Below are 13,857 nucleotides of genomic sequence, written 5' to 3'. Positions count from 1 at the left end.
TTCTAGGTTTTTACCTAATATAAGCTGAAATGCGCTTATAAAGCATTTAAAACATCAAAAAACGCCGATTTAAAAAATGGATAGTGAATAACTAGCTACCCTAGGGTTTCTTTTGCCTTTTTTTCTGTTTAGTAAATTTCTTAATGTTTATAATTTAGATTAGTTGCGGCTTAAAAGCAACTAAATCGCGGTTATTAAGCGTTTAGAATAAAAAAACGCCATACTTGAAAGTATAATGTAAGTAATTAGCCAACCACGGGGCTTCTTTTGCCTTTTTTTTCATTTGGTAAATTTCTTAATGTTTATGGCTAAAGATTGCACGAATGTTGCAATTACAAAAGCGTTTCTACTAGGAGGGTGTCATCCCAGTGCTTGACACTGGGATCCAGCCTTTCTGCAATCTCATCGGAAACGTTGTAACCACTTTCTATACTAGTTTGCTTGTGAGCAACCTGGATCCCAGTGTCAGCTACTCGGATGACACCGAAGGGGCTACTCGGATGACACCATTCTTTTTCCTGGATCCAAATAGTCAAGGCACTGGAATGACAAAAAAAGGAGGCACTGGAACGACAAAGTGGAGTGTCTGCTTCTGTCATCCTATGATAGCTAAAAAGACCTGGTCACGCGCTGGAATGACACCGAAGGGGCTACTGCCCTCTTGGATGGAGACCAGTGTCAGCTACTTAGATGATACCTTGTATCTTGAAAAAAGCATCTAGTGTTTTTAAGCTTAAGCATTAGGTGGAGAAGGGAAGAACTCTGGAAGATTCCTTAGATATAAAATCTGTAGAAAAGAAAAGAGTTCCCTTCTCAAAAGTAGAGGCTGGACGGTATCGTAGAAAGGCCTAAATGGTTCTAATTCTGTATTCACAAGGTAAGCCTTACTTTTCATTTTTAATAGTAGTATATGGAGTTATATATGATCAACAACTTTTTAGGTATAGATGTTTCAAAAGAACGCTTTGATGTTTCTCTCTCATTCATAAGTAAAAAAGGAAAGCGTGAAACTAGGAAAAGGAAATTTAAAAATGATGATACTGGGTTTCAAGGTCTACTGAACTTTCTACAAAAACATAACGTAGAAGAAGTAAAAGCTTGCATGGAATCCACTGGTTGTTATAGCGAAGCTTTGGCTGAGTTCCTCCACAACGCTGGATATTTCGTTAGTGTTGTAAACCCAGCTTGCATAAGATTTTATGCAAAAAGTAAGCTTACACGACAAAAGAATGACCAGACTGATGCAGAGATTATTGCAGATTATTGTCAAAGACAGGAACCTTCTCGTTGGACACCACCTTCTCCTGAAAAGAAAAAATTAAAACATCTTTATCGTTGCTCAAATGCGTTAAAGGATGAGTTAACATTAGCAAATAATCATTTAGAAAAGAAAGAGAGACTGCCTAAAGAAGTTGCAAATGCTTGGGAAGACCTTGCAATGAACATAGAGCAAAAAATAGAAACAATAAAAAACTCCATACGCGAACTATTAAAACAACACAAAGAATTGTTGGAAGATTTTCAACTCCTATTAACTATTCCAGGAATAGGAGAGGAAACAGCAATAGCTATTTTAGCTGAAATTCCTGGTATAAAAGCCTTTATAAATGCTAGGCAATTGGCAGCATATGCTGGAACTATACCACAAAATATAACATCAGGCTCATCCGTACATGCCAAGCCCAGATTAAGTAAAACCGGTTCACGAACATTACGTAAAGCAATGTACTTTCCTGCTATAGCAGCTAAAAAGCATAATCCTATCATTATGGCTTCTTGCGAAAGATTAAAAGAGAAAGGCAAGCATGCTATGGCCATAGTTGGTGCTGCAATGCGTAAGTTACTTCATATAGTTTTTGGTGTTTTAAGTTCAAAAAAGGCCTTTGATCCAGATCATATCAAGAACTATAGGGCTAAAAGGTTAACTGAAGGTTTAGTACTTTAAAATCAAAAAATGCTTCTAATTCATCTTATGTAAAATGGCATCTTACACAAATTTATTGAATGTTGTTGGTTAGTGGATATGTTGATAAGTAAATTTCTGCTGTTTTATATGTAACTAATTTACTTATCAACATATCCACTAACTATAATCTGTATACTGCTACACAGTTGGAAGTATTTTTTGATTTTATTATGCAATTTGGAGAATTTTTATGACTTTTTTGTTGACTAACAAGACGGTATCTTTTTTCTACTTAGTTTAGGTTATGCAGAAGTCTAATACAATTATAGAACAAGCTTAAAAATTCTGGTAAAGTAGTTTTATTTACAAAGAAAGAATATGCTACTTGAAATTGAAAAGCGCAGCATAACAAATGCATTGTGGAAGTTGCAAGAAGCAGATCAAAGGCAAATCTTAACTCTTACACAGAGATTTGAGTTACCAGAAATATTAGCAAGAATATTGGTTACTCGTGGTGTTAACATAGAAAATGCAAGCGACTTCTTATATCCACTAATCAGATCGCTATTACCAGATCCCTTTCACCTTCTTGATATGGATAAAGCTGTTTCTCGTATAATACGGGCAATAAAAAATGATGAAAACCTTGCAATATTTGGTGACTATGATGTTGATGGTGCAACGTCGTCAGCATTGATTAACAGGTACCTGAGAGCAATCGATATACACTCTATAATCTACATTCCAGATCGTGTTGATGAGGGTTATGGATTAAGCACAGATGCTTTATTACAACTTAAAAAGAATGGAATTGATTTATGTATTTCCGTTGATTGTGGTACGCTTGCATATCAACCAATAGAAGATGCAAAGGCTTTTGGTCTTGATATTATAGTTGTTGACCATCACCTTGGTACGGAAAAATTACCAAGCGCCGTAGCAATTGTGAATCCAAACCGCCTTGATGAGAGCTCTCCTTATAATAACCTAGCAGCAGTTGGAGTGTCATTTCTGCTAATTGTTGCTCTTAATAAAAGCCTACGTGAGCAAGGATTTTTTACCAACAAAAAAGAACCAGATTTATTTGATCTGTTGGATTTGGTTGCCCTGGGAACTGTCTGTGATGTTATGCAGATCACAGGCCTCAATAGAGCACTTGTCTCACAAGGATTAAAAGTTATGTCAACAAGAAAAAACGTTGGCTTGCGTGTTTTATTTGATGCTTTGGGAATCCTTGAAAAACCAAGTGTTTCTCGATTAGGGTTTAGTATTGGGCCATGCATAAATGCTGGAGGAAGAATTGGAGAAGCATCGCTTGGTGCAAGGTTGCTTTCCACCGATGATGATGAAGAGGCACATTCAATCGCGCTAAAATTAATAGATTTGAATAATGCAAGAAAAGTGTTAGAAAATGAGGCTCTCTTGGAAGCTACAGCACAAGCGGAAAAGTCTGCCCAATCAGGTGCGAATTTTATAATGATAAGTGGCAATTGGCACCAGGGAATAATTGGTATAATTGCATCAAGGCTAAAGGAGCAGTTTCACTTGCCAACAGTAGTGATATCTTTAAATAATGGAATAGGAAAAGCAAGCTGTAGATCAATTTTGGGAGTTGATATCGGTGCTGCAGTCCTTTCCGCAAAGTTTATAAATTTGATTATTGAAGGTGGTGGCCATAGTATGGCGGCAGGATTTTCAATTAAAGAAGACAAAATAAATGATTTGCATGATTTTTTTACTGAAAGATTTTCAAATTCTATAAATGAGAAAACTTTAAAAGCTGATAGTATAGTAACTGCTAAAGCAATAAATTTGTCTTTATGGAATCAATTGCAACGCTTGGGACCATTTGGAGTTGGAAATCCTGAACCAAGGTTTATTATCCAAGGAGCAAAGATAAGAAAGCCTGAAGTTATAGGAGTTGACCATATAAAATGTTTTATTGCTGATGATAATGTTATGGTAAAAGCTATTGCATTTCGTTCTGCAAATACTCATCTTGGCTCTGCTATCATGCAGGGTAATGTTAAAGCTATTTTGGGTAAAATCTCTATGAATTACTGGAATGGCAATGAATTTGTACAATTTTTAATAGAAGATGTATTGACCATTAGTTGAGTGTATCTGTTCAGCAGAGTGGCAAAATAGGTAGACAAGATAAACCAAAAAATCGAGAAAAAGTGAGTTTACAACAACTGGTGTCATGAAATTATCTGACACTGATTTCCATCCAAGAGGGTGTCATCCCAGTGCTCCTATAATGTCATCCCAGTGCGTGACACTGGGATGACACCCTACTTAACCGTCATACCGCGATTCATTCGCGGTATCTCTTAGCCGCTAACAAGTAGCGGGATGACGAGCTTATCGTCATGCCACTGCGAACCGTCATACCGCCGCGAACCGTCATACCGCGATTCATTCGCGGTATCTCTAGATCCCGCTAACAAGCAGTGGGATGACGAGCTTATCGTCACGCCGCCACGAACCGTCATACCGCCGCGAACCGTCATACCGCGATTCATTCGCGGTATCTCTAGATCCCGCTAACAAGTAGCGGGATGACGGTTGTCGTTTAGCCATAAACATTAAAAAATTTACCAAATGAAAAAAAAGGCAAAAGAAACCCTAGTCATTGTCTATTTTCAGTATTGGCGTTTTTAAGTCTTAAACACTGCAATTTAGCTGCTTTTGAATGCAACTAACCTACGCTGCAAATGTTTAAGAAATTTACTAAGCAGAAAAAAAGGCAAAAGAAACCCCGTGTTAGCTAGTTGTCACTCTCTAATCCTGCAAATTGGCGTACTATACTGTCTTAAACGACTTATAAGCGCGTTTCAGCTTATATAGGTAAAAACCCAGAAATGTTGTGAAGACATAAGGTGCACATAGTGCAAAAAATTAAAAATAAGACGCCAACTACGTTGTTTTCTTGCTGTTTAATCTGCACAGATGAAGATAACTGAATACCTTCAATATCATGATAAGGGCGCTGGCGAAGGGTGTCAAGCAAGTTTTTCGTTTCTATATGGGCTACCTTAAGACTTCAACGTCTTAACGCACTTGACCCCACCAGCATATAAATTTGCATAGCTCTTTCCAGTATTAAGCAATGCAAGTCCAATGTTGTCTACACTAGAGCGCAGTTCCCCTATTTCCTCATTGTTTTCATTTGTCACTTTAGTGCCAATATCTGGAAGTGCGTTATCCCCCTCAACAAGGTAAAGTTTTCTTCTGAATATTTCTTGTCTGCTCATTCGATTTACAACTTCCTGACCTATATAACACCCCTTATTAAAGCTTATACCGTTTACCTTATCGATTAAAAATTGCAGCGGAAACGATGAATTCTGCACCATATCTTTCGCTCCATCTGGAACGAGATTTTGAATTCTAACTTTTTCATACTGAGTAAAATCCCCAACCGGCTCTTTTATTTCATCTTTATGTATGATCCTCATTCCTAGCAGCTTGTGCCTTGGATCTTGAAAAATAACTTGTGATTCACTACTACACTCCGCCAACTTAGTATTAAACAAAACTCCAACCTTATATAGTGCGCTAACGTCTTTAATTTTCACTTTCAAATAAGTTTTAAGCAAATCCAGTTTCTCGATTATTTGCTGCAAGTGCATGTTTTCGCACTCTAAGAGGGTGTATTTACCATATTCAATAAGAAAAAAATCATATAGATATTTTCCCTGAGGGCTAAGCAATAAAGAGTAAATGGCTTTTTGGCTATCCAACTTATTAATATCATTGGTTATAATACCCTGCAGAAAATCTCTAGTGTCAGGCCCATATAGCACTATCACACCACGACTTAAAAATGGTATATAACTCATGAAATCTCTATAAATAAATCTAAATTTTATTATATAACATTAGGCTCTTTTAGAAACTGCTTTTGGCGTGCATATTTTATAATGGCGTGCATATTTTACAAGCTCCAGCCCTTGAAATCTAACTTACGAGTATATATATATAAACTTATAAGTTAATTTGTTGATGAGGAAAAACAAATGTCAAGTATAAGTTTAAATGTATTAGATGATAGCGTGCTGATCAAGCCTATTAGCGAAGAAAAGCAAGGTGGAATTGTGCTTCCATCAAGTGCTGAAAAGAAACCTACTAAAGGTGAAGTTATAGCAATTGGTGAAGGTTCACGCAATTCAAGTGGCGAACGCGTAACTTTAACTGTGAAAGCTGGTGATAAAGTGTTCTATCGTCAATGGGCTGGTACAGAAATAGAACATAATGATGAAAAGCTTATCGTGATGAAAGAGTCCGATATACTTGCTGTCATTAAATAGCAGTCTTTATTTTACTAAACTTAAACAAAGCGCAACATGACGCATTGTGAATGATTTTATTATAGTTTTCTAAATTTTTTATTAACAAGAGGTGATAAAAATGACTAATGTAGTAGTATCAGGTGAGCAGTTGCAAGAAGCCTTTCGTGAAGTCGCAGCAATAGTAGACTCAACGGTGGCAATAACTGCGGGACCTAGAGGAAAAACAGTAGGGATTAATAAGCCCTATGGAGCACCAGAAATTACAAAAGATGGTTATAAGGTGATGAAGGGTATCAAGCCTGAAAAACCATTAAACGCTGCGATAGCAAGCATCTTTGCACAAAGTTGTTCTCAATGTAACGATAAAGTTGGTGATGGTACAACAACGTGCTCAATACTAACTAGCAACATGATAATGGAAGCTTCAAAATCAATTGCTGCTGGAAACGATCGTGTTGGTATTAAAAACGGAATACAGAAGGCAAAAGATGTAATATTAAAGGAAATTGCGTCAATGTCTCGTACAATTTCTCTAGAGAAAATAGACGAAGTGGCACAAGTTGCAATAATCTCTGCAAATGGTGATAAGGATATAGGTAACAGTATCGCTGATTCCGTGAAAAAAGTTGGAAAAGAGGGTGTAATAACTGTTGAAGAGAGTAAAGGTTCAAAAGAGTTAGAAGTTGAGCTGACTACTGGCATGCAATTTGATCGCGGTTATCTCTCTCCGTATTTTATTACAAATAATGAAAAAATGATCGTGGAGCTTGATAATCCTTATCTATTAATTACAGAGAAAAAATTAAATATTATTCAACCTTTACTTCCTGTTCTTGAAGCTATTGTTAAATCTGGTAAACCTTTGGTTATTATTGCAGAGGATATCGAAGGTGAAGCATTAAGCACTTTAGTTATCAATAAATTGCGTGGTGGTTTAAAAGTTGCTGCAGTAAAAGCTCCAGGTTTTGGTGACAGAAGAAAGGAGATGCTCGAAGACATAGCAACTTTGACTGGTGCTAAGTACGTCATAAAAGATGAACTTGGAATCAAGATGGAAGATCTCACGCTTGATGATCTTGGTACGGCTAAAAATGTTAAAATTACTAAAGATAATACCACAGTTGTCAGCGAAAATAGCGATTCTGACAGTGTGAAAGCTAGAATCGAGCAGATTAAATCTCAAATTGAAACTTCAACTTCTGATTATGATAAAGAAAAGCTAAGAGAACGTTTAGCGAAATTATCAGGTGGCGTTGCTGTGCTCAAAGTTGGTGGAGCAACTGAAGTGGAAGTTAAAGAACGTAGAGATAGAGTCGAAGATGCGCTGCATGCAACAAGAGCTGCAATTGAAGAAGGTATAGTTCCAGGTGGTGGGGTTGCGCTTCTTTATGCTTCATCTGTTCTCGACAAATTAAAAGGTGCAAGTGACGAGGAACAAATAGGCATAAACATTATCAAGAAAGTTCTCAGTGCTCCAATTAGAAGGTTAGTTAAAAATGCTGGTCTTGAATCTGCTGTTATAATTGACTATTTGATTAAGCAGAATGATAAAGAGCTTATATACAACGTTGAGGCTATGAATTACGCTAATGCATTTACAGCTGGTGTGATTGATCCAGCAAAAGTGGTGCGTATTGCTTTTGAAACAGCGGTATCTGTTGCGAGTGTGCTGATAACTACTGAATCTATGATAGTTGATGTACCAAGCAAAGAAAATGCTTCATCTCCTATGGGTGCAGGAGAAATGAGTGGCATGGGTGGATTCTAAGTAGAATGAAACCGTGGAGCAATTGCTCCACGGTAGTTCCAAAAAATCTCACATTTTACTATTCGTTAAAGGTAATACGTTTGGTGCAGAAATGCACTACTGTTTGCATCCGTTTCGCTCCTTTATATTGTGGTTGTCTAATAACAAAAAGGCAGCATAAGAAAACTATAACCCCTAGTATATTTATACTATAGCTGACCCAAGCAACACGTCATACCGCGATTCATTCCACAACTGTACGAACATTACAATATGGCACATAGTAAACGATGTCATGAAAGTAGCTGACACTGGAATTCAGAAAAAAGGATGATGTCATTCCAGTGCTTGACACTGGAATCCAGCATTTCCATAATCATCAAAACATTGTATTTTAACAAAAAACAGCTATTTTTATGCTTGCCAACTTAATAAAATTCCTGGATCCCAGTGTCAAGCACTGGGATGACACCCTCCTTATGGGCCAAAATCACAATGTTCGTACAGTTGTGGATTCATTCGCGGTATCTCGGCATAGATTCCGCTAACAAGTAGCGGAATGACGAATTTGTCGTTTTTCAGATTGTCGTAAGTCAGTTTAGCTATAGCATAATGCTATATTAATAAATAATCTATATAATACTATTAAATATAATAATTAAAATCTAAATTACTTTCTCTATAAAAGGAGAAATTTACCTTAATGAAAATACATATATATTTAATATTGTTTTTATTTTTTTCTTGCACTCAACTATATGCTGACGAGGAAATTGCAAAATTTGATTTACTTATTGGCGAGATAAATGAAGCAAGCTTCACTCTTAAAGGTGCAATAAAGGTTACAGTAGAACCAGGCTGGCACATATATTATAAAGATCCTGGAGATTTTGGCCTTCCCACGTCTATTAGTTACGAAGGTAATGCATCAGATATAAATATTCACTGGCCTATTCCAAAGGAACATAAAGATAAAGTAGGGAGAGAGACGTTTGTAAGTAACGTATATGAGGATATGGTATTATTTCCCTTTAAGATGAATATATTTTTAAATCAAGGGTATATTGACCTTAACTTCCATATAAATTATGCGATATGTAAAGATAGGTGCATCCCTAAAAATGTTGAGATAAAAATCAGGCAACCATTAAAGGATTTTATAGATTCTGATATCAATAAACTTATAAATGAGTGGTATGAAAAATAGAGTTCTCATGGGGTAGGTGTCATTCCAGCGCGTGACACTGGAATCTCATTTACTTTTTTGTTCACTATGTGAGGAACTTGGGCCTACAAGTATATAAACATAATGGTTTCACATAAAAAATTTAGATCCCAGATACTGTCTCTGCTGTCAAACAAATTATCCAACAAAATTACAATTAAATGGTTGATTCTTTTTAAGAATACCAAAAAAGACATGCATTAATTTTCGCATTAACGCAAGAACTATGACTTTTGGACATTTGCCTTTACTTGCTAGACGCTGACAAAACTTTTGAAAATGATTATTATGGTTTTTGACTACTATAGCTGGCATATAAAGAGCTTTTCGAATACGCTCAGATCCTATTTTGCATATGCAACTTCTCTTACTTACTGACGATCCCGATTGATAATGTCCTGGCAGCAAAAGCTGTAAATTGTTTAGCATTGTCAAAGTTATCAACTGATGGCATTTCTGCGACAACAGCAACAGCAGTAAGATATCCTATACCTTTTATAGTCTTAAGGTTTTCCACCATATTTTTTAGATGTGGATAGTTATTTATATGCTCATTAATTTCTTTTTCGAGAACAATAATTTGCTCCTCTATTGCCAAAATTACTTTAGATATAGCTTCTTTGCAACTGGAATGCATATTTTTGTTTTCCAAGCGATTTGTCTGTTGCACCTTATCATCTTTTAGCGATTGCATGCAACGCCCTCAAATGCCTCATTTCAGGTGCAATGGGCTTCCAAAGAGCAGGTTTGTTGGCGATACAAAATCTAGCTATCATAGCTGCATCTGATTTATCTGTCTTATTTCTGAGCAGCTCACTTTTGCCAAAAGCTTTCTGGGTTTACTATACTGACATTATGTCCTAAATCGTGCATAAAAGTAGCCAAATCTTCTCCATACCAACTAGTTGCTTCAAGACATAAATGAGTAAGATTTGCTCCATGGCCATTGCACCAAACTACAAGTTTTGCAAAACCATCTTGATTATTTTGAAAGACTTTGTGTCGTTTTTTACTGTCCACTAACAAACAAACATCAAATTTCTTTTTTGAAATATCCACACCCAAAATAGCATTTACTTGCATAAAATTGCCTCCAAGACTATAAATAAACTGAGAGTTTAGACTAACCTTGTAATACGGGATATAATTCCAAAAGATACTGTTCAGTCTTTAACTCTATGGGAGGGAAGCAAAATCTGGCTTAATGGCATTAGTGTCGCATCAGCTTCACCCTCCCTGTGAGGTATTTTAGCTCTAATGCCTCACATCATAAAGATACAAGTGTCACGCACTAACTGTACGAACATTGAGATATAAGAGTAATTTGTACCAAGAAAAAAGATGTCATCCCAGTGCCCAGACACTGGGATCCAGATTGGACACTAAGTTGGTGAGTATAAAAGTAGCTAACCTTATGTTAAAACACAATATTTTTGGTGAGGGGTTGCATTAAAAACTGGATTCCAGTGTCAAGCACTGGAATGACATCGTCTTAACATTGTACCATATTACAATGTTCGTACAGTTATGTGTCACGCTACTTGGATGACAAGAAAAGATACCGTCTTGTTAGTCAACAAAAAAGTCATAAAAATTCTCCAAATTGCATAATAAAATCAAAAAATACTTCCAACTGTGTAGCAGTATACAGATTATAGTTAGTGGATATGTTGATAAGTAAATTAGTTACATATAAAACAGCAGAAATTTACTTATCAACATATCCACTAACCAACAACATTCAATAAATTTGTGTAAGATGCCATTTTACATAAGATGAATTAGAAGCATTTTTTGATTTTAAAGTACTAAACCTTCAGTTAACCTTTTAGCCCTATAGTTCTTGATATGATCTGGATCAAAGGCCTTTTTTGAACTTAAAACACCAAAAACTATATGAAGTAACTTACGCATTGCAGCACCAACTATGGCCATAGCATGCTTGCCTTTCTCTTTTAATCTTTCGCAAGAAGCCATAATGATAGGATTATGCTTTTTAGCTGCTATAGCAGGAAAGTACATTGCTTTACGTAATGTTCGTGAACCGGTTTTACTTAATCTGGGCTTGGCATGTACGGATGAGCCTGATGTTATATTTTGTGGTATAGTTCCAGCATATGCTGCCAATTGCCTAGCATTTATAAAGGCTTTTATACCAGGAATTTCAGCTAAAATAGCTATTGCTGTTTCCTCTCCTATTCCTGGAATAGTTAATAGGAGTTGAAAATCTTCCAACAATTCTTTGTGTTGTTTTAATAGTTCGCGTATGGAGTTTTTTATTGTTTCTATTTTTTGCTCTATGTTCATTGCAAGGTCTTCCCAAGCATTTGCAACTTCTTTAGGCAGTCTCTCTTTCTTTTCTAAATGATTATTTGCTAATGTTAACTCATCCTTTAACGCATTTGAGCAACGATAAAGATGTTTTAATTTTTTCTTTTCAGGAGAAGGTGGTGTCCAACGAGAAGGTTCCTGTCTTTGACAATAATCTGCAATAATCTCTGCATCAGTCTGGTCATTCTTTTGTCGTGTAAGCTTACTTTTTGCATAAAATCTTATGCAAGCTGGGTTTACAACACTAACGAAATATCCAGCGTTGTGGAGGAACTCAGCCAAAGCTTCGCTATAACAACCAGTGGATTCCATGCAAGCTTTTACTTCTTCTACGTTATGTTTTTGTAGAAAGTTCAGTAGACCTTGAAACCCAGTATCATCATTTTTAAATTTCCTTTTCCTAGTTTCACGCTTTCCTTTTTTACTTATGAATGAGAGAGAAACATCAAAGCGTTCTTTTGAAACATCTATACCTAAAAAGTTGTTGATCATATATAACTCCATATACTACTATTAAAAATGAAAAGTAAGGCTTACCTTGTGAATACAGAATTAGAACCATTTAGGCCTTTCTACGATACCGTCCAGCCTCTACTTTTGAGAAGGGAACTCTTTTCTTTTCTACAGATTTTATATCTAAGGAATCTTCCAGAGTTCTTCCCTTCTCCACCTAATGCTTAAGCTTAAAAACACTAGATGCTTTTTTCAAGATACAAGGTTTCTAGAATGACGGAAACGAAGTCATACATAGAAAATAGGTTAGGTATTTTCAATTTTTGTTGTATACTCAAATAAAAATCTCACTTTTACAGATGGATACAGTAAAGTTTGTTTTATTACTGCCAACAATATTACTCATGCTAGTTGCTGGTGTTTACCTATCGATTAAACTAAAATGGCTACAGGTATTTAGATTACCATACGCCCTTTCACTCCTTGGAGCTAAAAAAGGAGAAAATAAATTTTCTTCTATAGCCGCTCTGTTTACAATTTTAGGGGGAAATTTAGGAGTAGGAAATATTTCAGGAACTGCTGTTGCTCTAAAAACCGGAGGACCGGGCTCTATTTTGTGGATGGCGATAATTATTGTTATCACTTCTGTGATAAAATATGTCACTTGTTATCTAAGTATAAAAACCAGAAAGGAAAAGAACGGACGGTTTATAGGTGGCCCTGTAGCCTACATGGCTGATGCATTTAACTCTAGAAAAGCTACAATTGTGTTTCTAGTTGTTATGATAATGGTTTCAATAACAGTTGGTAACCTTGTTCAGGTAAATTCTCTATCAATACCACTTAACATGATAGATGTGCCTGTAGTCATTGGTGGCATTGTAATGGCCATAATATTTTTTGTTGTTGCAGCTCTCAGCTTAAAAAAAATTAAAATTTTTATATCAGCTATGATACCGATAATGACGGTAAGTTACCTCACACTTTGCGGTATCATATTATTTAAATTTAGTGAAAATATTCTTCCTTCTCTAAAACTAATAACAAGCAGTTTTTTTACAACCAGTAGCTTTAACTCTGGTTTATCTCTAGGTTTGATTCTAGAAATGTTGACTATTATTCAAGTAGGAACTTTGCGAGGTATTTTTGCAACAGATATAGGGCTTGGCCTTGAAGGAATCGTACATTCTTCAATTGTTCCTAAGAAAAATAATAATAAATTTATTATTGAGCAGAGTCTAATTACGATAATATCGCCTTTTATAGTTGCGTTTATAGTGTTTATTACAACAATGGTACTGCTTGTCACAGATTCTTGGGTCACTGATTTAGAGAGCACTAACATGTGCATATTTGCTTTTAGAAAGGCAATGAATTGGCCTTATATTGACTATTTAATTATGGCCATAATGTTTTGTTTTGCTTTTACTACTATTTTTACTTGGTTTTTTTGCTCAAAACAGACAATACGCTATGTGTCTATGGATAATAAATACACTAAAATCTGGGTTGTAATTTTTACCTTGATTATTCCGCTTGGTGCGATAGGTAAAGTTCAATTGCTATGGGATGTTGCTGATATTTCGATCGCCGCTTTGTTGTTTATCAACATACTCGCTATACTCAAGCTAACCTCTCAAGATCCAGAAGTGTTTACTATGAGTAGCAGATATTTGAAGTTGCAAAAACAGAGCTATAGCTAAAGCAATTTAGGCTATGCAGCTGTTGTGATATAAGAGTGATTTCCGCCAAGAAGGATGTCATCCCAGTGCCCAGACACTGGGATCCAGGAATCTTGATTGGCACTAAGTTAGTGAGCATAAAAGTAGCTAATCTTATGTTAAAACACAACATTTTTGATGGGGTTCGTGAAAGGCTGGATTCCAGACTGGAATGACAA

The 13,857-nt window shown here is 36.0% G+C and carries 10 protein-coding genes and 1 pseudogene; 7 read left to right on the top strand and 4 right to left on the bottom strand.

The window, feature by feature from the left end; all coding sequences use genetic code 11:
- Positions 1-332 precede the first annotated feature (332 nt).
- Positions 333-599: a hypothetical protein gene (locus tag EA652_RS06920; protein WP_149036240.1), complete on the bottom strand. Its 267-nt coding sequence runs from the start codon at positions 597-599 to the stop codon at positions 333-335.
- A gap of 323 nt (positions 600-922) precedes the next feature.
- Between EA652_RS06920 and EA652_RS02420 the strand changes: the two genes are divergently transcribed.
- Together EA652_RS02420 and recJ are read left to right on the top strand one after the other, a co-directional pair.
- Entirely contained in the window at positions 923-1,945 is a 1,023-nt protein-coding gene (locus tag EA652_RS02420; protein WP_007548332.1) for an IS110-like element ISWen2 family transposase, read from the top strand.
- Between the two features lie 339 nt (positions 1,946-2,284).
- Complete coding sequence (gene recJ, locus EA652_RS02415; RefSeq protein WP_007549138.1) at positions 2,285-4,024, top strand: single-stranded-DNA-specific exonuclease RecJ; 1,740 nt, start codon at positions 2,285-2,287, stop codon at positions 4,022-4,024.
- 920 nt (positions 4,025-4,944) lie between these two features.
- Here the strand turns inward: recJ and ygfZ are convergent.
- Entirely contained in the window at positions 4,945-5,751 is an 807-nt protein-coding gene (ygfZ, locus tag EA652_RS02410) for a CAF17-like 4Fe-4S cluster assembly/insertion protein YgfZ (RefSeq protein WP_006280302.1), read from the bottom strand.
- A gap of 186 nt (positions 5,752-5,937) precedes the next feature.
- Between ygfZ and EA652_RS02405 the strand changes: the two genes are divergently transcribed.
- The 3 genes from EA652_RS02405 (at position 5,938) to EA652_RS02395 (ending at position 9,155) form a co-directional block, all read left to right on the top strand.
- The gene (locus tag EA652_RS02405) at positions 5,938-6,219 is read left to right on the top strand and encodes a co-chaperone GroES (protein ID WP_173862882.1); all 282 of its coding nucleotides are present in this window, start codon (positions 5,938-5,940) and stop codon (positions 6,217-6,219) included.
- Positions 6,220-6,319: 100 nt separating this feature from the next.
- A complete protein-coding gene (gene groL / locus EA652_RS02400; protein ID WP_006280301.1) occupies positions 6,320-7,969 on the top strand; it encodes a chaperonin GroEL in 1,650 nt (549 codons plus the stop codon).
- Positions 7,970-8,651: 682 nt separating this feature from the next.
- Positions 8,652-9,155, top strand: a complete 504-nt coding sequence (locus EA652_RS02395; RefSeq protein ID WP_012673166.1) for a protein-disulfide reductase DsbD domain-containing protein — start codon at positions 8,652-8,654, stop codon at positions 9,153-9,155.
- Between the two features lie 156 nt (positions 9,156-9,311).
- On the opposite strand, the pseudogene EA652_RS07630 reads toward EA652_RS02395, so the two are convergent.
- Both EA652_RS07630 and EA652_RS02370 read right to left on the bottom strand, forming a co-directional pair.
- A pseudogene (locus EA652_RS07630) lies at positions 9,312-10,256 on the bottom strand (IS110 family transposase).
- Between the two features lie 717 nt (positions 10,257-10,973).
- Positions 10,974-11,996 (bottom strand): IS110-like element ISWen2 family transposase, encoded by a 1,023-nt coding sequence (locus EA652_RS02370; RefSeq protein WP_007548332.1) that lies wholly within the window; start codon positions 11,994-11,996, stop codon positions 10,974-10,976.
- Between the two features lie 320 nt (positions 11,997-12,316).
- Here EA652_RS02370 and EA652_RS02365 point away from each other — a divergent pair, with 320 nt between their 5' ends.
- Positions 12,317-13,660 carry an alanine:cation symporter family protein gene (locus EA652_RS02365; protein WP_012673164.1) on the top strand — a complete coding sequence of 448 codons (1,344 nt, stop codon included), beginning with the start codon at positions 12,317-12,319 and terminating at the stop codon, positions 13,658-13,660.
- A 35-nt stretch (positions 13,661-13,695) separates the two neighbouring features.
- Positions 13,696-13,854 carry a hypothetical protein gene (locus tag EA652_RS06915; protein WP_153296804.1) on the top strand — a complete coding sequence of 53 codons (159 nt, stop codon included), beginning with the start codon at positions 13,696-13,698 and terminating at the stop codon, positions 13,852-13,854.
- Positions 13,855-13,857: the final 3 nt, after the last annotated feature.

The sequence above is a fragment of the Wolbachia endosymbiont of Drosophila ananassae genome (assembly GCF_008033215.1).
In the GTDB taxonomy this organism is placed as follows: domain Bacteria; phylum Pseudomonadota; class Alphaproteobacteria; order Rickettsiales; family Anaplasmataceae; genus Wolbachia; species Wolbachia pipientis.
The sequence above is the reverse complement of the archived record's forward strand: the minus strand, read 5'-3'. Positions and strand labels throughout refer to the sequence as shown.

Bases quoted from the DNA above. Each gene is read 5' to 3' on its own strand.
- EA652_RS06920 (WP_149036240.1), bottom strand. From the start codon at position 599: ATGACAGAAGCAGACACTCCACTTTGTCGTTCCAGTGCCTCCTTTTTT.
- EA652_RS02420 (WP_007548332.1), top strand. From the start codon at position 923: ATGATCAACAACTTTTTAGGTATAGATGTTTCAAAAGAACGCTTTGAT.
- recJ (WP_007549138.1), top strand. From the start codon at position 2,285: ATGCTACTTGAAATTGAAAAGCGCAGCATAACAAATGCATTGTGGAAG.
- ygfZ (WP_006280302.1), bottom strand. From the start codon at position 5,751: ATGAGTTATATACCATTTTTAAGTCGTGGTGTGATAGTGCTATATGGG.
- groL (WP_006280301.1), top strand. From the start codon at position 6,320: ATGACTAATGTAGTAGTATCAGGTGAGCAGTTGCAAGAAGCCTTTCGT.
- EA652_RS02395 (WP_012673166.1), top strand. From the start codon at position 8,652: ATGAAAATACATATATATTTAATATTGTTTTTATTTTTTTCTTGCACT.
- EA652_RS02370 (WP_007548332.1), bottom strand. From the start codon at position 11,996: ATGATCAACAACTTTTTAGGTATAGATGTTTCAAAAGAACGCTTTGAT.
- EA652_RS02365 (WP_012673164.1), top strand. From the start codon at position 12,317: ATGGATACAGTAAAGTTTGTTTTATTACTGCCAACAATATTACTCATG.